This window comes from Pseudomonas sp. URMO17WK12:I11 (assembly GCF_007677725.1).
Classification (GTDB): domain Bacteria; phylum Pseudomonadota; class Gammaproteobacteria; order Pseudomonadales; family Pseudomonadaceae; genus Aquipseudomonas.
Genome location: NZ_VEDF01000002.1, coordinates 336,710 through 359,127 on the forward strand (window position 1 = coordinate 336,710; position 22,418 = coordinate 359,127).

Genomic DNA, 22,418 nt, shown 5'->3' on the forward strand with positions numbered 1-22,418 from the left:
GCCCACGGCGCTGTAATCGCCGCCCTGTCGCCAGCTGCCTGGGCAGTGCGCGACAAAAAGGGCCGCAACGCGGCCCTGTACTCATCCTGGCTCAGAAGGCAAAGCACGAGCAGCCCAAGGCACCCCAGAAGCCTTGGAAATCATTGACCGGAACGCTAGATTGCCGCGCCTTGTCGTGGCTGTGGGCATGCACACCGCAGGGGCCGGAACATTGGTGCACGGTTGCCGCCAGTGAAGGCGTGCCTACCCGCCAGTGCCCAGGCACCTTGGCCACCGGCGACCATTCCGGCAGCACCGGCACCTGTGGCGGGCCAAGGCGATCGAATTCAGCAGCGGCGTAGACCACTTTGCCGTCGACGATGGTCAGCACCGATTCGATGCCTTTGATCGCTTCTTCATCGACGCTGAAGAAGTCCAGCGACAGCGCCGCCAGGTCGGCCAGCTGACCGACCTTGATCTGACCTTTCTTGCCTTGCTCACTGGAGAACCAGGCACTGCCCTGGGTGAACAGCTGCAGCGCGGTGTCCCGGCTCAGACCCTCCGGATACAGCTCCATACCGCCCACGGTCTTGCCACTGACCAGCCAGTACAACGAGGTCCACGGGTTATAGCTCGACACCCGCGTGGCATCGGTGCCAGCACCCACCGGCACCCCCATTTCCAGCATGCGCTTGATCGGTGGCGTCTGCTCCGCCGCCTTGGCCCCGTAGCGGTCGACGAAGTACTCACCCTGGAATGCCATGCGGTCCTGGATCGCGATGCCGCCGCCCAGCGCGCGCACGCGCTCGATGTTCTGCGCGGTGATGGTTTCGGCATGATCGAAGAACCACGGCAGGCCGTTGAACGGGATGTCCCGGTTGACCTTCTCGAACACGTCGAGCATGCGCGTGATCGATTCGTTGTAGGTGGCATGCAGGCGGAACGGCCAGCGTTGCTCGACCAAATGGCGAACCACAGGTTCCAGCTCTTGCTCCATGGTCTGCGGCAGATCTGGACGAGGTTCGAGGAAATCCTCGAAGTCGGCAGCGGAGAACACCAGCATTTCGCCAGCACCGTTGTGGCGCAGGAAGTCGGTACCGCTGTGCAGCTTGACGCTGGAGGTCCACTTGCGGAAATCGTCCAGCTCTTCCTTGGGTTTCTGGGTGAACAGGTTGTAGGCGATGCGCACGGTCAACTGATCGTTGTCGGCCAATTCCTGGATCACCGCGTAGTCGTCGGGGAAGTTCTGGTAGCCGCCGCCGGCATCGATGGCGCTGGTCAGGCCCAGGCGGTTCAACTCGCGCATGAACTGGCGGGTGGAGTTGACCTGGTATTCGAGCGGCAGCTTCGGCCCCTTGGCCAGGGTGGCATACAAGATCATGGCGTTGGGCCGGGCGATCAGCATGCCGGTCGGGTTGCCGAACTTGTCGCGCTGGATCTCGCCGCCCGGCGGGTTGGGCGTGTCCTTGCTGTAGCCAACGGCCCTGAGGGCGGCGCGGTTGAGCAGTGCACGGTCATACAGGTGCAGGAGGAACACCGGGGTATCGGGCGCCGCCTGGTTGATTTCTTCCAAGGTCGGCATGCGCTTCTCGGCGAACTGGAATTCGTTCCAGCCACCGACCACCCGTACCCATTGCGGGGTCGGCGTGCGCGCCGCCTGGTCCTTGAGCATGCGCAGGGCATCGGCCACCGACGGCACGCCTTCCCAGCGCAGCTCCAGGTTGTAGTTCAAGCCGCCACGGATCAGGTGCAGGTGCGAGTCGTTCAGGCCAGGGATCACCGTGCGCTGCTTGAGATCGACGATCTGCGTGGCGCTGCCTTTGTGAGCCATGGCCTCAGCGTCGCTGCCCACGGCAATGAAGCGGCCGTCCTTGATGGCAACGGCGGTGGCGGTGGGCTTTTCGCGATCAACGGTGTGCAGTTTGCCGTTGAACAGGATCAGATCGGCGGTCATGGAACCTCCTTGGTTGGATGCGTAAGCAGAACCGGCTTGCCCGGAAAAGGGCAATGCCGACCACAGTGCGCCGGCGGCACCCAGTACGGTGCTGGTGGCGAGGAACTGGCGACGGGTCTTGTCGTTGCGGTCCTGGGACATGGTGATCTCCGTCTGGATGCGGCGGCTGGGACAGCTGTGCAGCATGCCGGCTGCGGCACATTCAGGGCTTGCATGGATGTGCGGTGGCTACGGCGAGATCGGCCCTGCCCAGGCGCTGGGCCGGCAGGGCCATGCGGCGTGCCGTTAGCGCTGCAGGAAGGCGAGCAAGTCCTCGTTGAGCTGCTGCGCATGGGTCACGGCGAAGCCATGGGGGGCGCCGGCATAGACTTTCAATTCGGCGTTGCGGATCAGCTGCGCCGCCCGTTTGCCGGTGGTCTCGAAGGGCACGATCTGGTCGTCGTCACCGTGAATCACCAAGGTCGGCACGTCGATCTTGGCCATGTCCGGACGGAAATCGGTTTGCGAGAACGCGCTGACGCAATCCAGGGTGGCCTTGATCGATGCCAGCAAGGCGATGTTCAGCGTCTGCGTCTGCACGCCCTGGGACACCTGCTGCCCATGGTTCAGGCCATAGAACGGCGTGGCGAAGTCGGCGATGAACTGCGCACGGTCAGCCCGCAGGCCAGCGCAGATGCCCTCGAACACCGACGAATCGACACCATCGGGGTTATCGTCGCGCTTGCCGAACACGGGCGTGACCGCACCAAGCAATACCAGGCCTGCGATCCGCTCATTGCCATGCCGGGCGATGTAGCGGCTGACATCCCCGCCGCCCATCGAGAAGCCCACCAGCGTCACTTCGCGCAGGTCGAGGTGCTCGATCAGCTCGGCGATGTCGTCAGCGAACGTGTCGTAGTCGTAGCCGCTCCACGGCTGGCTCGAGCGGCCGAACCCACGGCGGTCGAAAGCGATGGCGCGGTAGCCGCGGCTGGCCAGGAACTCCATCTGCGAGTCCCACATGTCGGCATCCAGCGGCCAGCCGTGGCTGAACAGCACCGGTTTGCCAGTGCCCCAGTCCTTGTAGTAGATCGAAGTGCCGTCGCGGGTAACGAGAGTGGTCATGTCGGTAGCTCCTTGAAGGTGGCGAAATGAAGGCGTTGGCTCAGCCGCGCAGCCAGTTGGCGCAGCGGCGGGTTACCCACGGCATGATGTAGAACACCACGGGCAGGATGACGAACAGGTTGACGATCAGATTGCCGCTGATGGCCCCGCCCAGTTGCGGGAAGCGCGCGAACAACGGCGCCAGCAGCAGCGGAACGATCATGGTCATCGGGCAGATCACCAGGTAGGTCAGCAGGGCCTGCTTCCAGCGAGGTGGCTGCGCTGCGCTGGCGCCATGGGTGTTGTCGAGCACCTGGTGCTGCAGGCAGACGGTGACCACTTCGGGTTTGGCGTGGAGTGCGGTGTTCATCGGCGTTCCTTGGGATGAGCTTGCCCGCATCCACTGTGCAACGGCGGACGGGCGGAGGATTGAATGGGTGTGCTGCGCTGGCTGGGCGCCGACTGGCGGCGCCCGCTACGTGGCTTACTTGTTGGCGTTGAAGGCGTTGTAGCTGGTCATCAGGTTGCGGTAGTCGGGGATGTGGTTGGAGCACAGCGCGGCCAGGCCTTCGATGTCGTTGCGCCAGTCGCGGTGCAGCTCGCACGCCACGCCGAACCAGGTCATCAGCTGCGCGCCGGCACGGCTCATGCGGTCATGGGCGGCGTCACGGGTCATGGCGTTGAACGTACCGGAGGCGTCGGTGACCACGAAGACCTCGAACGCTTCCTCCAGGGCTGCCAGCGCCGGGAAGGCCACGCACACTTCAGTCACTACACCGGCGATGATCAGTTGCTTCTTGCCGGTCGCCTTGACCGCCTTGACGAAGTCTTCGTTGTCCCAGGCGTTGATCTGACCAGGGCGAGCGATGTAAGGGGCGTCCGGGAACAGCGCCTTGAGCTCCGGCACCAACGGGCCGTTGGGACCTTGCTCGAAACTGGTGGTGAGGATGGTCGGCAGGTTGAAGAACTTGGCCAGGTCCGCCAGGGCCAGGACGTTATTCTTGAAGGCGTCTGGCTCGATGTCACGGACCAGGGACAGCAGCCCAGCCTGGTGGTCGACCAGCAGCACAGCAGCGTCGTCTTTGTTCAGGCGGTTGTATTTGAATGGGGTCATGGCGGTTGCTCCTAAGGGGTTCGGTATTCAGTGAGTTGGGTGTTTCGCGTTGATGGGAGAAGATTAAAAGCTAACCCTTTGGTGCGGTAGATAGCAGTTTTTGGCTTTAGCGTTCCATTTGGCGAACGATGGCATCACCCGGCTTTTGCTCGCCCCATTGCCTGGCCGAGCAACCTGCACTATTACTACGCAAGCCCTCCCCTGCTCTTCCGAGACCATCATGCTGGCGTTCATCCAGTCGTTCCCGTTGTTGCTCGGCACCGCCCTGATCCTGCTCGACCTCATACTCTGGCAACTGATACCGATGCAGCGCCGCGCCTGGCGTATCGGTGCCCGACTGGTGATATTCCTGCTCTTCAGCATGGTCTTGGTGGCAGCCGGTATGAGCCCGCTGCAGCCGCCACCCTGGCCAGACGATGTGCCGCGCAACCTGATGGCCACGGTGTTGGCCATCGGCTGGTGGCTGTTCGGTGCGCGCACCGTGACGGTGGTCTTCGGCCTGCTGCTGGTGGCCCGTGGCAGCCATGGCGGACGCTTGCTGCAAGACGTGTTGGGGGCACTGATCTTTCTGGTGGCCGTCGTCGCTGCGGCAGGCTACGTGTTGCAACTGCCAGTGAAGGGCCTGCTGGCGACTTCCGGGGTGATGGCCATCGTCATCGGCCTGGCGTTGCAAAGCACCCTGGCCGACGTGTTCAGCGGCATCGTGCTCAATACCACGCGGCCCTATCAGATCGGCGATTCGATCGCCATCGACGGCACCGAGGGCAAGGTGCTGGACATCGACTGGCGCGCCACCCGCCTGTTGACGGGCAGTGGCAGCCTGGCGGTGATTCCCAACTCGGTAGCGGCCAAGGCGCGCCTGCTCAACCACAGCCGCCCGCCGGATGTGCACGGTGTTGCGATCAGCGTGGTGGTACCGGCCAAGATCCGCCCCAAGCGCGTATTCGATGCGCTGGAAAAGGCCCTGCAAGGCACCAGCGCTATTCTTGCCACTCCCAAGCCCAAGGTGTCGGTCAAGACCTCGACACTGGAATCGGTGGAATACGAAGCCAGCGGCTTCATCGCCGACATGGCCGGCAAGACCGATGCCCGCAATCAGCTGTTCGACCTCGCGCACCGCCACCTTGAGGCCAGCGGCGTGATGTGGAACGTCGACCTGGCCACTGCGCCACGCAGCCGCCAGCGTGAAGTGCTGGATGAGGTCAGGGTGTTCCGCTCGCTGAGCGACGAAGAGCGCGATGCCCTGAGCCAGCGCATGACCACCGTGGAGTACTTGGCCGACCAGGTCATCCTCGAGGTCGGCGCGACCTCCGAACATCTGCTGGTGATCGGCAGCGGTGTGGTGTCGGCTTCGGTGCGCGATGGCGACACGTTGCTGGAAGCCGGGCGCATGGGTCCGGGCGAGGTGCTGGGGATCGAGGGCATCATCGATGAAGAGCAGTCGCTGGCGGAATTTCGCACCCTGACCAGCTGCGTGCTGTACCGCATCGAAAAAGCCCAGGTGCAGAGCTGCCTGAAGCAGCGCGGTGAGGTGCAGACAGCATTGACCAAGCTGCAGCATGTCCGGCGCCAGAGCCGCGAGTCGCTGCTGCTGCAAAAGCCGCTTTCAATCAAGAAAGGCGGCTTTCTCAGCTGGCTGCACAGGTGATCCGCTGGCTACAGCACCACTCTCAAGCATTGGCCGGCGTGGTACAGCGAGAACCCCGACTCGTAGAACGCGGTACGCAGTGACGGCGCCCGCACACCGAGCATCGGCGAGAACGGCACCGGCAGGCTACTCGCCTCGCCTTTGAGCAGAAACTCGGCAAATGCCCGGCCTATCACGGTGCCGGTGGTGTTGCCCCGACCGTTGTAACCGGTCACGGCCACCAGCCCCGGCGCTGGCTCGAACAGCCGCATCAGGTGATCGGGGGTAAAGTCGATGCAGCCGGTCCAGTGCATTTCCCATTCGACCGTGCCCAGCTGCGGGTAGTAATGGCTCTGGATCCGGTCGGCCCAGCGCCGTATGAACCAGGCCGGCTTGTTGTCGACCCGGCCAAGGCTGCCGAGCAGCAGACGCCCCTGATCGTCGCGCCGGATGCTGCTCAGTACGGTGCGGGTGTCCCACGAGCCCTGGCCATGGGGCAGGACCTTGTCAGCGGCGGAACCGTGCAGCGGCTTGGACGCGACCTGGTAGTAGTAACCGCGGAAAAACTGCTTCTGCAGGTTGCTCCAATCACCTTCGGTATAGGCCCCAGTGGAGATCACCACCTTGTCGGCGCGTACCGAACCGCGTGCGCTCTTGACCCGCCAGGCATCGCCCTCGCGCTCGACGCCTTCGACCGCCGATTGCTGGAACAGCTTGCCGCCCAGGCGCGTCACCGCCGCAGCCAGGCCTTGGGTGTAGGCCATGGGGTTGATGGTGCCGGCACGGCGGTCGAGCAGCGCGGCAGAAATCTTGTCGGTCCCGCAGTACGCCTGGCACTGGGCGCCGGTGAGCAGCTCGACATCGGCGCCGCGGCGGCGCCACTGCTGATGGCGCGCCTGCAGATCGGCGATGCCGCTGGCGTTGTGCGCCATGTGCAGGGTGCCTTTGTGCTGCGCCTGGCAGTCGATGCCCAGGCGTTCGATCATGGCGAACACCTCGGCGGGCGCCTGGCCAAGCACCTGGTTCAAGCGGCTGCCTTGCGCCTGTCCAAGGGTCGCTTCGACATCGTCGGGGCGAATCCAGGTGCCGGCGTTGACCAGCCCGACGTTGCGCCCGGAGCCACCATGGCCGACCTTCCAGGCCTCGAGAACGATCACCGACTTGCCCTGTTCGAGCAGGTGAATCGCTGCCGAAAGCCCGGTGATACCACCGCCGATCACGCAGACATCGGCCCTGTGCTCACCGGCCAAGGCTTGGCTGGCGACGCTCGGTTGGCTGACATGTTCCCACAAGCATTGTTGACGCAATTCAGCCATGGCCCGGCTCCGGCAGTGGTAAGGACGCCGCCGGTTGGCGGCTTCGAGCTGCAAGCCGCAAGCGAGCGCGGATCGCATTGAGGCCACGAACTGCTTTCAGCTTGCAGCTTGGCGCTTCAGTCGAAGACGATGCCCTGGGCCAGCGGCAGCTCGCGCGAATAGTTCACGGTGTTGGTCTGGCGCCGCATGTAGCCCTTCCAGGCATCGGAGCCGGATTCACGACCACCGCCGGTTTCCTTCTCGCCGCCGAACGCGCCACCGATCTCGGCGCCACTGGTGCCGATGTTGACGTTGGCGATGCCGCAGTCGCTGCCGGCGGCGCTCTGGAAGCGCTCGGCCTCGCGCAGGTCGGTGGTGAAAATGCACGACGACAGCCCTTGAGGTACCTCGTTGTTCAGGTGCAAGGCCTGTTCGAAGTCGTCATAGGCCAATACATAAAGAATCGGTGCGAAGGTTTCGTGCCGCACCACTTCGCTCTGTGCCGGCATCTCGGCGATGGCGGGCGAAACGTAGTAGGCATTGGGGTATTGTTCGGCCAATTGGCGCTCACCGCCGAACACCTCGCCACCCTCGTCTCGGGCCTTGGCCAGCGCGCCTTGCATGGCGTCGAACGACTGCTTGTCGATCAGCGGGCCGACCAGGTTGTCTTTACGCGGGTCGCCGATGCGCACCTTGGCATAGGCAGCTTTGACCCGCGCCACCACCTCATCCTTGATCGAACGGTGCACGATCAGCCGGCGCAAGGTCGTGCAGCGCTGGCCAGCAGTGCCCACGGCCGAGAACAGAATGCCGCGCACGGCCAGGTCGAGATCGGCGCTCGGGGCGAGAATCATGGCGTTGTTGCCGCCCAGTTCGAGAATGCTGCGGCCAAAGCGCGCCGCCACCCGCGGCCCCACCTCACGGCCCATGCGCGTGCTGCCGGTCGCACTGACCAGGGCCACGCGCGGGTCGTCGACCAGGGCTTCGCCGGCTTCGCGGCCGCCGATCACCAACTGGGCAAGACCTGCCGGGGCATCGCCGAAGGCGGTTAACGCCTTGTCGAACAGGGCCTGGCACGCCAGGGCGGTCAGCGGCGTCTTCTCCGAAGGCTTCCACACCACCGCGTTACCGGCCACCAGCGCCAGGGTGGTGTTCCAGGCCCACACCGCGACCGGGAAATTGAAGGCGCTGATCACCCCGACCACGCCCAGTGGGTGCCAGGTTTCGCGCATGTGGTGGCCAGGGCGCTCGGAGGCGATGGTCAGGCCGTACAACTGCCGCGACAGGCCAACGGCGAAATCGCAGATGTCGATCATCTCCTGCACTTCACCAAGACCTTCCTGAGTGATCTTGCCCGCTTCGATGGACACCAACTCGCCCAGGTCGGCCTTGTGCTCGCGCAGCACTTCGCCGAAAAGCCGAACCAGCTCACCGCGGCGCGGTGCCGGCACGCTGCGCCAGCTATCGAAGGCACGGTGGGCCCGCTCGATGGCAGCGGTGGTCTCGGCTTGGCCGAGCAAGTGCACCGAGGCGATCTGGCTGCCGTCGATCGGCGTATGGACAGGGTAGTCGCCCTGAGTGTGGGCCTGGGCGGCAACGCCGAGGCGCTCGAGCAATCCAGCAACCATTCGTGCTTCTCCTACATCGGGTGATAGGGTTCAAAACCGTGGGATCAGTATCAATCCGATCTCAGCTGTGCAACAAACGACCTTTATTCCGCTTATCATTCCGCGAGGTAATGATCAAAGCCGCAGAGAACGCTATGTCCAAACGCCTGGTGCCTTCCATGACCGCCCTGCAGTGCTTCGAAGCTGCAGCCCGTCACTTGAGTTTTACCCGTGCCGCTGAAGAGCTGCACCTGACCCAGAGCGCGGTCAGCAAACAAGTGGCGCAGCTTGAAGAGATGCTGCGCCACCACCTGTTCCTGCGCATTCGCCGCCGCCTGCAACTGACGCCGGCAGGCAGCCTGTACCTGGCAGAGGTCAACAAGATCCTGACCCAGGTCGACATGTCCAGCCGCTACATCCTCACCTATGGCGAGCAGACCGAAATATTGAAGGTAGCCACTCAACCGAGTTTTGGCGTGCGCTGGTTGATTCCGCACCTCAAGGGCTTCGGTAAGCAGCACCCGAACATTCACCTGGATATTCGCAACGAGATGGAACCCTTCGCCTTGCTGCAGGGCTCGGCGGATGTCGTGTTCTTCTACGGCCAGGGCACCTGGCCAGGTGCGACGTGCATCGAGCTGTTCGACGAAGAAGTGGTTCCGGTGTGTGCCCCTGAACGGATGGCCGGGCGCGCGCTGGAAGACGCCAGCGAGCTGGCCGACCTGGTGCTGCTGCAAAGCACCTCGCGTCCAGAGGCTTGGCATGAGTGGTTTCTCGAGCTGGGCCTGCACAGCGTCAGCGCCTACCACGGGCCGCGCTTCGATACCTTCTACATGGCCCTGAGTGCGGCGCAGGCCGGGTGCGGCGTGGCCCTGGTGCCGCGCTACCTAGTGGCCAGGGAGCTGGCCGAAGGCAGTCTGGTGATTGCCTGGGACCACGCGATGCGCAGTACCGGCAAGCACTACCTGGCGTATGCCGAGCATGCGGCGGAGGTGCCCAAGGTCCGGGCGTTGGTGCAATGGATTGGCCAGCAGCTTCAGGCGTGAAGCGGATGCGCTGGGATCGATCACAAATGGAATGACAGCGGCACTTTTTTTCGCTTGTGGGCCACGTGCATTCCCAGCTTTCATGTAACGGTCCGAACCCATCCAGGAAGCTAGCGATGCCCGCCCACGATTTCGTCAGCCCAGACAGCATCCGCGCGCAGTTCTCTGCTGCCATGTCGCTCATGTACAAACAGGAAGTGCCGCTGTACGGCACGTTGCTAGGGCTGGTGAGCGAGATCAATCAACAGGTCATGGCCAAGCAGCCCGAAATAGCCGCAGCCTTGCGCTGGACCGGCGAAGTCGAACGTCTTGACCAGGAGCGACATGGCGCCATTCGGGTTGGCAGCGCGGAAGAGCTGGCCACGTTGGCGCGCTTGTTCGCCGTGATGGGCATGCAGCCGGTGGGCTATTACGACCTCAGTTCAGCCGGCGTGCCGGTGCATTCCACCGCGTTTCGCGCCGTGCACGAGCAGTCGCTGCATGTCAGCCCGTTTCGCGTGTTCACCTCGCTGCTGCGCCTGGAATTGATCGATGACCTGCAACTGCGTGAGCTGGCGCGCAGCATCCTGGCTGAGCGCGAGATCTTCACCTCGCAGGCGCTGGCGCTGATGACCCAGGCCGAACGCGACGGCGGGCTCAGGGCGGACGATGCGCAAGCGTTCGTGCAAGAGGCGCTGCATACCTTCCGCTGGCACCGCGACGCCACGGTGAGCGCCGAACAATACCGACGACTGCATGACCAGCATCGGCTGATCGCCGATGTCGTGGCGTTCCGCGGCCCGCATATCAACCACCTGACGCCGCGCACCCTGGACATCGATGCGATCCAGGCCGGGATGCCAGCCAAGGGCATAACGCCCAAGGCGGTGATCGAAGGCCCGCCGGCCCGTCGCCACCCGATTCTGCTGCGCCAGACCAGCTTCAAGGCGCTGCAGGAAGCGGTCGCGTTCAGCGATGCCCAGGGCAGTCACACTGCCCGCTTCGGCGAAATCGAACAGCGTGGCGCAGCCCTGACGCCCAAGGGCCGCGCGCTCTATGACCGGTTGCTGGAGGCTGCTCGCGCAGCATCAGGCGGCGCACCGAGCGAAGCCACCGCTGAGCGCTACATGACGCTGCTGCAACAAAGCTTTGCTGAATTTCCGGATGACCTGGCGCAGATGCGCGAGCAGGGGCTGGCCTATTTCCGCTACTTTGCCACCGACAAGGGCCTGGCCGAGCGGGCGCAGGCTGGGCGGCCTCAGACCCTGGAAGGCCTGATCGGCGCAGGCCACGTGCACTTCGAGGCGCTGGTCTACGAAGACTTCCTGCCGGTCAGCGCGGCAGGGATCTTCCAGTCCAACCTGGGTGATGACGGGCAGACGCAGTACGGCAGTAACGCCAATCGCGAAGCCTTCGAGGCGGCCTTGGGCATGCAGGTGCAAGACGAGCTGACGCTCTATGCGCAGACCGAGCGACGTTCGCTGCAGGCCTGTGCCCAGGCGCTGAACCTGGGGTCGCTTTAACGGGCGCGCCCCAGGCTCTCAGCGCTGCCAGCCAGCCCGCTCAGCGAAAGCGGTCCACTTCCTGACGCAGTTGCGCGGCCAGGCCTTCCAGTTCCTTGGCGGTGAAGGCCAGTTCATTGGCCACATCACGCTGCTCGGTGTTGGCCTGGGCAATGCTTTGCAGGTTGCGGCTGAGCACCGTGGCCGTGCTGCTCTGCTCCTGGGTGGCGGTGCTGATCACCGTGAACTGCTCACCGGCCATGCGGCTCTGCTCATCGATGCGTGCCAGCGCCTGGGCGACTTTATCGTTGCGCTGCAAGCCTTCCTGCATGAGCTGGTTGCCCTGCTCCAGGGTGGTGATGGCGTGCCCGGTCTGCTGCTGGATGCTGGTGATCATCCCGGAGATTTCATCGGTGGCCTGGCGCGTGCGCGCCGCCAACCCACGCACCTCATCGGCGACCACGGCAAACCCCCGGCCTTGCTCGCCGGCACGCGCGGCTTCGATGGCTGCGTTCAGCGCCAGCAAGTTGGTCTGCTCGGCAATGGCGGTGATCACGCTGATGATGCCGCCAATTTCCTGCGAGCGCGCGCCGAGGCTATCCATCACGGTCGCGGTGCCACCCAGCGCCTCGGCGATCTGGCGCAGCGAGCTGGACGCTTCATCCATGGCGCCGCGACCAATGCGCGTCTGCTGGGCGTTGTCACGGGCCATACGCTCGGTGCCGGCCATGTTGTCGGCAATGTTCATCGAGGTGGCGCTGAATTCTTCCACCGCACCGGCCATGCTGGTGATCTCCCCAGACTGTTGCTCCATGCCTTCGCAGGCACCTGCAGACAACCCGGACAACGAGCGGGCACGGCTGCTGACCTGCTCGGAGGCGCTGCGGATGTGCGCAACCATGGTCGCCAGCGCCTCGCCCATCTGGTTGAAGCTGCGCGCCAGCTGGCCGATCTCGTCGTGGCTGGTGACGTTCAGCCGCGCATTCAGATCACCCGCACCCAACGCCTCGGCCTGGCGCACCAGGTCATCCAGCGGGCGCAGCTTGCGCCGCAGCAGCCAGAGCGTGGCGGCCACCGCCAGGAGCATGGCCAACAGGCTGCCGATGGCCAGGCGCAGGCCAACGCTCCAGGTCACTTGGCGAATCTCGGCCTTGGGCATGCTGGCAACCACCGTCCACGGCCCCTCGGCGAACGGCGCGCTGGCACTGAACAGGTCCTGGTCGGCATTGGCTGGCGGCACCAACCACTGGCCCTGCTGGTCCTGAATCGCCAGCGAGCCGGTTTCACCGATGCGAAAGCGCTTGAGGTTGCTGAACTGGGCGTTCTGCGCGTCGGTGTAGTCGAAGCCCACGAACAGCACCGCAATGACCCGTCCACCGGCATCGCTGACCGGCACATAGCGGGTCATGTAGTTGCGCTCGAAGAGCACGGCGCGGCCCACATACATTTGCCCGGCCAGCAACTTGGCGTAGGCCGGGTGCTGGCGGTCGAGCTGGGTGCCGATGGCGCGGGTGCCGTCCTGCTTCTTCAGGTTGGTGCTGATGCGCACGAAATCATCGCCGCTGCGCACGAACAGGGTCGCGATGCCGGCGGTCATCTGCTGGAATTCGTCGACCACCTGGAAGTCGTTGTTCAGCAGGCGCTCGCCCAGGTACAAGGCCGGAGTGACCACGCCTGCGACCTCGACGCTCTCGCCAGGGTGCAGCGACAGCCCCGAAGCGAAGCGGCGCTCGAACAGCCCGCTCAGGCGCTGGGTGTTGTCCTTGAGCGATCCATGAAAGGTGTCGAGCTGATCGGCCAACAGGCGCGCTTCGCTGGCCAGGTGGGCCTGGCGCGTGGCGAGGTTGGCGTCGTCCAGCGAACGCAGGGCGAACAGGGTACTGCCGGAAATCACCAACGCCAGCACGATGGCGAGGGCGATACCGAGCTGGGAGGCAATCCGGGCACGCGGTTGAGACATGAAAAAAGCTCCTGGCAAGAGGCCGGGATCATCCTGATCACGCAGACCATCCGCTCGTTATCGAGGGGAGTACGCGTCCTCTTCCGGGACGCTGGTGCCAGTAGATCGGCGTCGCGGGCGAATACTTGAGTGTCGGGCCGGGATATTCGCAAACGTTTTCTCAGGCCAAGCCGCTGCTCAGAGGGCACGGAGGATCTCCACCTCCGGCAGGTCCACCGCCGCCGCTTCGTCCTGCAAGAACCGGCTCAAACGGCGCAAGCGCTCGCCACCTGGCCGCGTGCGCGGCCATACCAGGTAGTAGTCCATGCCGCTGGGCACCGCCGTCGGCCAGGGCAAGCTCAGGCGACCCTGGGCCACGTCCTCGGCGACCATCAGCAGGTCGCCCATGGAAATGCCGTAGCCCCGCGCTGCCGCGATCATGCCCAGTTCCAAGGTATCGAACACCTGCCCGCCCTTGAGCGAAACCTTGTCTGCCAGGCCCATGCGCTGCAGCCATTCGCGCCAGTCGCGTTTGTCTGGGGTGGGGTGCAGCAACTCGACCGCCGCCAGGCGGCGTTCGTCCCATGGCCCCTGCCCCAGCAGATCCGGCGCGCCCACCGGAATGAGCAACTCGGCAAACAGACGACGGACCTCCCACTCGGCCGGGAACACCCCGTCGCTGAGCAACACCGCGCAATCGAACGGTTCCTGGTTGAAGTCGACATGGTCGACGTCCATCCAGGCGCTGGTCAGTTGCACTTCGTTTCCCGGTTGCAGATGACAAAAGCGGCTTAACCGTGCCAGCAGCCAGCGCATGGTCAGGGTCGAGGGCGCCTTCATGCGCAGGATGTCGTCCTCGCCGCGCAAGGTATCGCAGGCCCGCTCGAGGGCAGCGAACCCTTCGCGCACGCCGGGCAGCAACATTCGCGCCGCCTCGGTCAGCTGCAAGCTGCGACCGCTGCGCACGAACAGGCGGCAGGCGAAGTGATCTTCCAGGGTACGGATATGCCGGCTTACCGCACTCTGGGTGATCGACAGTTCAGCCCCGGCACGGGTGAACGAACTCAGCCGCGCAGCGGCTTCGAATGCGCGCAACGCATACAAGGGCGGCAGTTGACGAGACATGGGTACCTGCTGATCGAAGCAAGGGGGCGTGCGATGGATTTTTAGGCATGAGTTGAACTCATGGCAAGCATCGCTTTTATCCTTTTGTATAAACCTGACCAAAGCCTCAGAATCGTCGCTCGCTCATCCGAATCAGGAAAGGACCACCCTCATGCATGTCGCGCCGACTACCGAACTCAAGGCTCTGCTGCGCCTGGCCGGGCCGCTGGTCGCCTCGCAGTTGGCGCACATGCTGATGGTGCTTACCGACACCCTGATGATGGCGCGTATCAGCCCCCAGGCCCTGGCTGGCGGCGGGTTGGGCGCAGCGAGCTATTCGTTCGTGTCGATCTTCTGCCTGGGCGTGATCGCCGCAGTGGGCACGCTGGTGGCGATTCGCAAAGGCGCCAACGACATCGAAGGCGCCACGCGCCTGGCGCAGAACGGCTTGTGGCTGGCTTGGGGCCTGGCGCTGGTGGCCGGGCTGGCACTGTGGAACCTCAAGCCGGTATTGCTGCTGTTTGGCCAGCAACCGCAGAACGTCGAGGCGGCGGCTGAGTTTCTCACCCTGCTGCCGCTGGCCCTGCCCGGTTATCTGACGTTCATGGCCCTGCGCGGCTTCACCAGCGCCCTGGGCCGCTCGACGCCGGTGATGGTCATCAGCCTGGTCGGCACGGTGCTCAACTATTTGCTCAACGTCGCGCTGATCGAAGGCATGTTCGGCTTGCCCAAGCTGGGCCTGATGGGTATCGGCCTGGTCACCGCCGTGGTCTCGATGGGCATGGCGATCGCTTTGGCGCTGTATATCCGCTGGCACCCCGCCTACGCCGACTACCCGCTGCGCAAGGGCCTGGCGCGTCCAAGCCTGCCGGCGCTGCGCGAGCTGTGGCGACTCGGCCTGCCGATTGGCGGTACCTACATGGTCGAAGTCGGCCTGTTCGCCTTCGCTGCGCTGTGCATGGGCGTGTTGGGTAGCACGGAACTGGCGGCGCACCAGATCGCCCTGCAGATCGTGTCCACCGCCTTCATGGTGCCGACCGGGCTGTCCTATGCGGTGACCATGCGGGTTGGCCTGTACTACGGGGCGGGCAACCTGCTGGCCGCGCGCAGCGCCGGGCGGGTGGGCATCGGCTTCGGCGCGATGATCATGTTCGCCTTCGCCGCCTTGTTCTGGCTGCTGCCCGAGGCCCTGGTGGGGCTGTTCATCGACCGCAGCGATCCGGCGTTCTCGGCCATCTTCCAACTGGCGGTGCAGTTGCTGATGGTAGCGGCCTGGTTCGAGCTGTTCGATGGCGTGCAAACCATCGCCATGGGCTCGATTCGCGGCCTCAAGGACGCCAAGATCACCTTCCTCATCGGCCTGTGCTGCTACTGGCTGGTGGGCGCGCCCAGTGCCTGGCTGCTGACCTTCACCTTCGGTGGCGGCGCCGTTGGCGTGTGGTGGGGCCTGGCCTTGGGCCTGGCCTGCGCGGCGGTAGCCCTGACCACCGCATTCGAGTGGCGGATGAAGCGGTTGCTGGCCAGGGCCAGGGATGGCGCCAGCCTGGCCGGTGTGCGCGGCTGACGCCGCGCCTGCAAAACCCTCGCTGGAAGGCGCGACTGGCGCTAGAGGATTGCGAGCTGGCGCTCGGTGGTGTGCAGCAGGTACTCCATCAGCTCGTCCACCGGCAACGGCCTGCTGACCAGAAAGCCCTGCACCTGGTCGCAGCCAAAGCCACGTAACAGGGCCAGCTGCTCAGCGCTTTCCACGCCCTCGGCCACCACCTCCAGGTTGAGGTTATGCGCCAGGTTGATCATCGCGTGGACCAGCTTGCGGTTCTCTTCGCGCATCTCCATCTCGGCGACGAAACTGCGATCGACCTTGAGCAACGTGATCGGCAGGCTGTTCAGGTGCACGAACGAAGAGAAACCGGTGCCGAAGTCGTCCAGTGAGAAGCGCACGCCCAGGCGGCCCAGCGCATCCATGGTCTGGCGCACCAACTCGTTGCGGCGCATGACCGCGGTTTCGGTCAATTCGAACTCCAGCCAGCGCGCATCGACCCCATGCTCGATGATCAAGCGGCTCAACGTGGCCAACAACTGGCTGTCCTGAAACTGCCTGAAGCTCAGGTTCACCGCCATGTGCAACGGCGCCAGCCCACGCTCGCGCAGCGCCTGCATGTCACGCAGCGCCCGCGAAATCACCCAGTAGCCCAATGGCACGATCAGCCCGCTCTGCTCGGCCAACGGCACGAATTCGCTCGGTGGCAGCAAGCCACGTTCGGCATGCCGCCAGCGCACCAGGGCCTCGAGCCCGACGATGCGGCCGTCGGCAAGGTTGAGCCGTGGTTGGTAGTGCAGTTCCAGCTCGTCGCGGCGCAGGGCCCGGCGCAGTTCGCTTTCCAGGTCGGCCAGGCTGCGCGCGTTACGGTTGATGCGTTCGTTGAACACGTGATAAGTGCAGCCCTGGCTGGCCTTGGCCTGGCGCATGGCAATGTGCGCATGCCACATCAGCGGATCGGCGCCACTCTGCGCACGGGCATGGGCCAGGCCCAGGCTGCAGCCGAGCAACAGGCTTTCGCCGTCGATCCAGTAGGGCTCGGCCAAGGCCTCGACGATGCGCTCGGCGATCCACTCGGCGCGGTTGGGGTCGCGCCGGGTATCGATGAGCAAGGCGAACTCGTCGCTGCCCAGGCGCGCCAGCTGGTCACCGGCCTCCAGCTGCTGCTTCAGGCGTGACACCACCTTGAGGATCAGGCGGTCGCCGCACTGATGGCCCAGGGCATCGTTGACGTGGCGAAAGTTGTCCAGGTCCAGGTGCCCGAGGGCCACCCCGCGGCCTTCGTGCTCGGCCAGACGGGTGGTCAGCAAGGCCTGAAAGCCCTGGCGATTGGCGATGCCGGTCAACGGATCCTGTTCGGCCAGGCGCTGCAGGGTCGCCACCAATACGCCGCGCTCACGCACGTGGCGCAGCGAGCGGCGCAGGGCATCGGTGTTGAGTTGGTCGCCTACCAGCCAGTCGCTCACCCCGGTGGGTGCGGACGCCGGCTCATGCTCCAGCAGCAAGATGGTCGGCAGCTCGCAGCGCCCAGGCGCCGGCTGCAAGGCCGGCGTGGCCAGGACCACGGCCTGGCGATCAGTGCTGAACAAGGTATCGACCGCTGCCCAGTTCGGCGCCGTCAGCAACACGGCGGCGCCATCGAGCGGTAGCAGGCAGTCGCGAAGCAAGGCAACCCAATGCGGCTCATCGGCCAGCAGCAGCAAACGCAGAGGTTCGGCAGGCGTGGACAAGCGGGCTCCTTAGGACTCGAAAGGTGAAGCGGAGAAAGTCGGATATGCTACTGCATAAATGAAAATGATTTTCACTTTTACACACATCCTTGTCGCAATACCACCCGTCGCATTTTGACGTGCATCCTGCGCGAAACTCCGACGCCGAGCAATTACGATTTTTCCGGTGAATGCCATTAGTCTGGCTAATGATGATCGCTACACAAAAGTCTGACCCAAACGTCAGACGGTCGCGCCATAAGCCGCCCATGCCTGTTAGAATGCGCGGCTATTTTCTGGCGACCCCCGGTTTCTAGCATGTCCCGACTCAATCCCCGGCAACAGGAAGCCCGTGACTACGTCGGCGGCCCTCTATTGGTGCTCGCCGGTGCCGGCTCGGGCAAAACCAGCGTGATCACGCGCAAGATTGCCCACCTCATCCAGAACTGTGGCATCCGCGCCCAGTACATCGTGGCGATGACCTTCACCAACAAGGCCGCCCGCGAGATGAAGGAACGGGTCGCCACCTTGCTGCGCCCGGGGGAAGGTCGTGGCCTGACGGTGTGCACCTTTCACAACCTTGGCCTGAACATCATCCGCAAGGAACACCAGCGCCTGGGCTACAAACCCGGCTTCTCGATTTTCGATGAGTCCGACATCAAGGCGTTGCTGTCGGACATCATGCAAAAGGAATACTCCGGCGACGACGGCATCGACGAGATCAAGAACATGATCGGTGCCTGGAAAAACGACCTGATCCTGCCCGCCGAGGCCCTGGAAAAGGCGCGCAACCCGCGCGAGCAGACTGCCGCCATCGTCTACACCCACTATCAGCGCACGCTCAAGGCATTCAACGCGGTCGACTTCGACGACCTCATCCTGCTGCCGGTCAAGCTGTTCCAGGAGCACCCAGACGTACTCGAACGCTGGCAGAACCGTGTGCGCTACTTGCTGGTGGACGAGTACCAGGACACCAACGCCAGTCAGTACCTGCTGGTGAAAATGCTCATCGGCATGCGCAACCAGTTCACCGTGGTCGGCGATGACGACCAGTCGATCTACGCCTGGCGCGGCGCCCGCCCGGAGAACCTGATGCTGCTCAAGGAGGACTACCCTTCCTTGAAGATCGTCATGCTCGAGCAGAACTACCGCTCCACCAGCCGCATCCTGCGCTGCGCCAACGTGCTCATCGCCAACAACCCGCATGCCTTCGAAAAGCAGTTGTGGAGCGAGATGGGCGTGGGCGACGAGATCCGCGTGATCCGCTGCAAGAACGAAGATGCCGAGGCCGAACGCGTGGCCATGGAAATCCTCACCTTGCACCTGCGCACCGACCGCCCGTACAGCGATTTCGCCATCCTCTACCGCGGCAACTACCAGGCCAAGCTCATCGAACTGAAGCTGCAGCACCACCAGGTGCCCTATCGCCTATCCGGCGGCAACAGCTTCTTCGGTCGCCAGGAGGTCAAGGACCTGATGGCCTACCTGCGCCTGCTGGTCAACCCCGATGACGACAACGCCTATCTGCGGGTAATCAACGTACCGCGCCGGGAGATCGGCTCGACGACCCTGGAAAAGCTCGGTAACTACGCCACCGAACGCGGCGTCTCGATGTACGCCGCCAGTGAAGAACTGGGCCTGGGTGAGCACCTGGACGCGCGCTACACAGAACGCCTGCAGCGCTTCAAGCACTGGCTCGATGGCGTGCGCCACAAGGTCGCCCTGGAAGATCCGATCGCCGCGCTGCACGAAATGATCCGCGACATCGACTACGAAAACTGGATCCGCCAGCAAACCGCCAGCGACAAGGCTGCGGAGTTTCGGATCAGCAACGTGTGGTTCCTGGTCGAAGCGCTGAAGAACACCCTCGAGAAGGACGAAGAGGGCGACATGACCATCGAGGATGCCATCGGCAAGCTGGTCTTGCGTGACATGCTCGAGCGTCAGCAGGAAGAGGAAGAGAACGCCGAAGGCGTGCAGATGATGACCCTGCATGCCTCCAAGGGCCTGGAATTCCCTTACGTGTTCATCATGGGCATGGAGGAAGAAATCCTTCCCCACCGCTCCAGCATCGAGGCCGACACCATCGAGGAAGAACGCCGCCTGGCCTACGTGGGCATCACCCGCGCACGCCAGACCCTGGCCTTCACGTTCGCCGCCAAGCGTAAGCAGTACGGCGAGATCATCGATTGCACGCCCAGCCGCTTCCTCGACGAACTACCGCCCGACGACCTGGCCTGGGAAGGCCTGGACGATGCGCCAGTGGAGGTAAAGGCCGCACGCGGCAACAACGCTCTGGCCGATATCCGGGCAATGCTCAAACGCTGATCAACCATTACTCTTAAACTCTGCCGCGTTTTGCGGCCACCTTTGTTTCATCGAGGAAACCACAGTGCAAGCACTGCATCAGAAGATTCGCGAAGAAGGCATCGTGCTTTCCGATCAGGTTCTCAAAGTCGACGCGTTTCTCAATCACCAGATCGACCCGGCGCTGATGCAGCTGATCGGTGACGAGTTCGCCCGCCTGTTCGCCGATGCCGGCGTGACCAAGATCGTCACCATCGAAGCGTCGGGCATCGCCCCGGCGGTGATGACCGGCCTGAAGCTGGGCGTCCCGGTGATCTTCGCGCGCAAGCACCAGTCGCTGACCCTGACCGAGAACCTGCTGACCGCTTCGGTCTACTCGTTCACCAAGCAGACTGAAAACACCGTGGCCATTTCGCCGCGCCACCTCAACAGCAGCGACCGCGTGCTGGTGATCGACGACTTCCTGGCCAACGGCAAGGCCTCCCAGGCGCTGATTTCGATCATCAAGCAGGCCGGCGCCACCGTGGCCGGCTTGGGTATCGTGATCGAGAAGTCGTTCCAGGGTGGGCGTGCCGAACTCGACAGCCAAGGCTACCGCGTCGAGTCGCTGGCCCGGGTCAAGTCGCTGGAAGGCGGCGTGGTCAGCTTCATCGAGTGATTGTTCCTGGGGCCGCATCGCGGCCCCGGTAATCGCTCAGGTCGCTGCCAAACCCGCCAGCAGCAGCCGCTGATACAGCTCCTCTTTCAAGCCCTGCGGCTGCTCCAGTTGCATGCGCGCCAGATGCGCTTCGTAGCCTTGCGGCCCAGGTGCTTCGAGCGTCGCCTTGCCCAACTCCAAGGCTTCGCTGAGCTTGAATTTGCCCTTGAGCCAGTTCAACGCACGCAGCAAGTCCTGCTCTTCGCTGGTGAAGTCGGTACCCAGCGGGTACTCCGGGAACAGTTGCGCATGCCGCGCCTTGAGTGCCTCCAGGCGCGCTGGCGTGTTATCGGCAAACCGCGCATCGAGCACGAAGTCCTTGGCCAGCTTGCCGGCTTGCCTGGCTTGCTCGATCAGCGCTTGCTGAAAGCGTGAATCGCTCACCGCCAGCAAGCGAGCGATCACTTCGCTGTCGGTCTGGCCACGCAGGTCCGCAATGCCGTACTCGGTCACCACAATGTCGCGCAGGTGTCGGGGAATGGTGCAGTGGCCATAGTTCCAGAACAGGTTCGATGTCACCTCGCCCGCCGCCTCACGCCAGCTGCGCAGCAGCAGGATCGAGCGCCCGCCATGCAGCGCGTGGCCTTGCGCGACGAAGTTGTATTGCCCGCCTACCCCGCTCAGCACGCGCCCATCTTCCAACTGGTCGGCCACCCCGGCGCCCAGCAAGGTCATGCCGAACACCGTATTGAGAAAGCGCGCATCGCGGCGCTGACGACGCTTGAGCGGTTCGTCGCCGTACAGCTCGTTGATGAAACCGATGCCGGTCATGGCGAAGCGGCTGCGCTGCTCCAGGGTCATGTCCTGCAAGCGCTGGTAGAACGCCTGCGGACCGAGGAAGAAGCCGCCATGTACCAAGACCCCAGATTCGTCTGCCGGACGCCGCACCACGCCGGCCTCGGCCAGCGCCAGCAGACCGTTGACGAACATCTCGCTGCAGCCGTACAGGCCTTCGGCAAAGGGCGCTTGGCCGCCCTCGCGGTCGATCAGCGCCTGCCAGAGTGAGGTGTCGAGCTCGGCGAGCACGGCGCGATAGCCGGGGTTGTCGGCGTGGCGCGCCAGCAGCGCCGATGCCACGGCATCGCCCATGGCACCGATGCCGATCTGCAATGTGCCACCGTCACGTACCAAGGTGCTGGCGTGCAGGCCGATGCAATGGTCCTGGGTGGTGACGGGCATGTTGGGGGTAGAGAACAACCGGCGTTGCTCGGCTTCGTCGATCAACAGGTCGAAGGCGTCCATCGGCAGTTCGGCGTCGCCGGGCATGTACGGCAGTTCGGCATGCACCTGGCCGAGCATGAGGATGGTTTCACCGGCGGCGCGGCGCTCGGCGATCATCGGTTGCAGGTCCAGGGTGATGTCCGGATTACAGGCCAGGCTCAGGTGCACCGGACGCTCAGGCGTAGCGGCGACCAGTTGGGCGATCAGGTTCAGGCCCTTGGCATTGATGTCACGGGCAGCATGACTGTAGTTGCTGCTGATGTAGTCCTGCTGGGCCGTGCTGCTGTGCAGCAAGCTGCCGGGCTGCATGAAGAACTGCTGCACGCGGATATTCGGCGGCAGGTTATCGTTGCGCAGCTCGGCCAGGTAGCTGAGTTCTTCGTAGTCAGCGAACACCCGTTCGACGAAAGGCTCGAGAAACCGCCGCTGCAGGCCATCGCCCAACGGCGGGCGCCCCAGGGACAACGCCGTGTAGATCGTCAGCTGACGCTGCGGCAACGCTCGGACCCTGGCGTACAACGCGTTGACGAACGCATTGGGTTTGCCCAAGCCCAGCGGCAGGCCCATGTGGATATGATCCGGCAGGCGCGCCAGGACTTGCTCGACGGCATGGTCGATGGAGCAGAGGTGCATCAGGGCCTCCTGAGTCGTCCTTGGGTTCAGGAGGTTGGACCGGGTGTCGGCGCGATGGTTGCCTAGCCAGGGTTAGCGCGAA

The 22,418-nt window shown here is 64.1% G+C and carries 16 protein-coding genes and 1 pseudogene; 6 read left to right on the forward strand and 11 right to left on the reverse strand.

What is annotated here, in order from left to right; translation table 11 throughout:
- Positions 1-91: 91 nt before the first annotated feature.
- From FS665_RS04835 to ycaC, 4 genes are all read right to left on the reverse strand, one after another.
- Positions 92-2,074, reverse strand: coding sequence for an amidohydrolase (locus FS665_RS04835; RefSeq protein WP_145184240.1), 1,983 nt, complete (start codon positions 2,072-2,074; stop codon positions 92-94).
- 144 nt (positions 2,075-2,218) lie between these two features.
- Positions 2,219-3,037, reverse strand: coding sequence for an alpha/beta fold hydrolase (locus FS665_RS04840; RefSeq protein WP_145184243.1), 819 nt, complete (start codon positions 3,035-3,037; stop codon positions 2,219-2,221).
- Between the two features lie 40 nt (positions 3,038-3,077).
- Positions 3,078-3,386 carry a hypothetical protein gene (locus FS665_RS04845; protein ID WP_145184246.1) on the reverse strand — a complete coding sequence of 103 codons (309 nt, stop codon included), beginning with the start codon at positions 3,384-3,386 and terminating at the stop codon, positions 3,078-3,080.
- A 114-nt stretch (positions 3,387-3,500) separates the two neighbouring features.
- Complete coding sequence (gene ycaC / locus FS665_RS04850; RefSeq protein ID WP_145184248.1) at positions 3,501-4,130, reverse strand: isochorismate family cysteine hydrolase YcaC; 630 nt, start codon at positions 4,128-4,130, stop codon at positions 3,501-3,503.
- Positions 4,131-4,350: 220 nt separating this feature from the next.
- Here ycaC and FS665_RS04855 point away from each other — a divergent pair, with 220 nt between their 5' ends.
- Positions 4,351-5,778 carry a mechanosensitive ion channel family protein gene (locus FS665_RS04855; protein WP_145184251.1) on the forward strand — a complete coding sequence of 476 codons (1,428 nt, stop codon included), beginning with the start codon at positions 4,351-4,353 and terminating at the stop codon, positions 5,776-5,778.
- 8 nt (positions 5,779-5,786) lie between these two features.
- On the opposite strand, the gene FS665_RS04860 is transcribed toward FS665_RS04855, so the two are convergent.
- A complete protein-coding gene (locus FS665_RS04860; protein WP_145184254.1) occupies positions 5,787-7,073 on the reverse strand; it encodes an FAD-binding oxidoreductase in 1,287 nt (428 codons plus the stop codon).
- A gap of 116 nt (positions 7,074-7,189) precedes the next feature.
- A complete protein-coding gene (locus tag FS665_RS04865; protein WP_145184257.1) occupies positions 7,190-8,680 on the reverse strand; it encodes an aldehyde dehydrogenase family protein in 1,491 nt (496 codons plus the stop codon).
- Between the two features lie 134 nt (positions 8,681-8,814).
- Here FS665_RS04865 and FS665_RS04870 point away from each other — a divergent pair, with 134 nt between their 5' ends.
- Entirely contained in the window at positions 8,815-9,705 is an 891-nt protein-coding gene (locus FS665_RS04870) for a LysR family transcriptional regulator (protein ID WP_145184260.1), read from the forward strand.
- Positions 9,706-9,821: 116 nt separating this feature from the next.
- The gene (locus FS665_RS04875) at positions 9,822-11,207 is read left to right on the forward strand and encodes a VOC family protein (protein WP_145184263.1); all 1,386 of its coding nucleotides are present in this window, start codon (positions 9,822-9,824) and stop codon (positions 11,205-11,207) included.
- A gap of 40 nt (positions 11,208-11,247) precedes the next feature.
- Here FS665_RS04875 and FS665_RS23870 read toward each other — a convergent pair whose 3' ends face one another.
- The 3 genes and pseudogenes from FS665_RS23870 to FS665_RS04885 form a co-directional block, all read right to left on the reverse strand.
- Positions 11,248-12,108, reverse strand: a complete 861-nt coding sequence (locus tag FS665_RS23870; RefSeq protein ID WP_371921229.1) for a methyl-accepting chemotaxis protein — start codon at positions 12,106-12,108, stop codon at positions 11,248-11,250.
- Positions 12,106-13,146: pseudogene (locus tag FS665_RS23875) on the reverse strand (Cache 3/Cache 2 fusion domain-containing protein); the annotation flags it as partial. The pseudogene FS665_RS23875 and the gene FS665_RS23870, both read right to left, overlap by 3 nt.
- A gap of 177 nt (positions 13,147-13,323) precedes the next feature.
- Positions 13,324-14,250, reverse strand: a complete 927-nt coding sequence (locus FS665_RS04885) for a LysR substrate-binding domain-containing protein (protein ID WP_145184269.1) — start codon at positions 14,248-14,250, stop codon at positions 13,324-13,326.
- Positions 14,251-14,401: 151 nt separating this feature from the next.
- On the opposite strand from FS665_RS04885, the gene FS665_RS04890 reads away from it, so the two are divergent.
- A complete protein-coding gene (locus tag FS665_RS04890; RefSeq protein ID WP_145184272.1) occupies positions 14,402-15,793 on the forward strand; it encodes a NorM family multidrug efflux MATE transporter in 1,392 nt (463 codons plus the stop codon).
- A 41-nt stretch (positions 15,794-15,834) separates the two neighbouring features.
- On the opposite strand, the gene FS665_RS04895 is transcribed toward FS665_RS04890, so the two are convergent.
- Positions 15,835-17,499 (reverse strand): bifunctional diguanylate cyclase/phosphodiesterase, encoded by a 1,665-nt coding sequence (locus tag FS665_RS04895; protein WP_145184275.1) that lies wholly within the window; start codon positions 17,497-17,499, stop codon positions 15,835-15,837.
- Positions 17,500-17,796: 297 nt separating this feature from the next.
- On the opposite strand from FS665_RS04895, the gene rep reads away from it, so the two are divergent.
- Complete coding sequence (gene rep, locus FS665_RS04900) at positions 17,797-19,806, forward strand: DNA helicase Rep (protein WP_145184278.1); 2,010 nt, start codon at positions 17,797-17,799, stop codon at positions 19,804-19,806.
- Positions 19,807-19,870: 64 nt separating this feature from the next.
- Positions 19,871-20,443 carry a xanthine phosphoribosyltransferase gene (locus FS665_RS04905; RefSeq protein ID WP_060477211.1) on the forward strand — a complete coding sequence of 191 codons (573 nt, stop codon included), beginning with the start codon at positions 19,871-19,873 and terminating at the stop codon, positions 20,441-20,443.
- A gap of 36 nt (positions 20,444-20,479) precedes the next feature.
- On the opposite strand, the gene FS665_RS04910 is transcribed toward FS665_RS04905, so the two are convergent.
- Positions 20,480-22,336 carry an acetyl-CoA hydrolase/transferase C-terminal domain-containing protein gene (locus FS665_RS04910; protein ID WP_145184281.1) on the reverse strand — a complete coding sequence of 619 codons (1,857 nt, stop codon included), beginning with the start codon at positions 22,334-22,336 and terminating at the stop codon, positions 20,480-20,482.
- Positions 22,337-22,418: the final 82 nt, after the last annotated feature.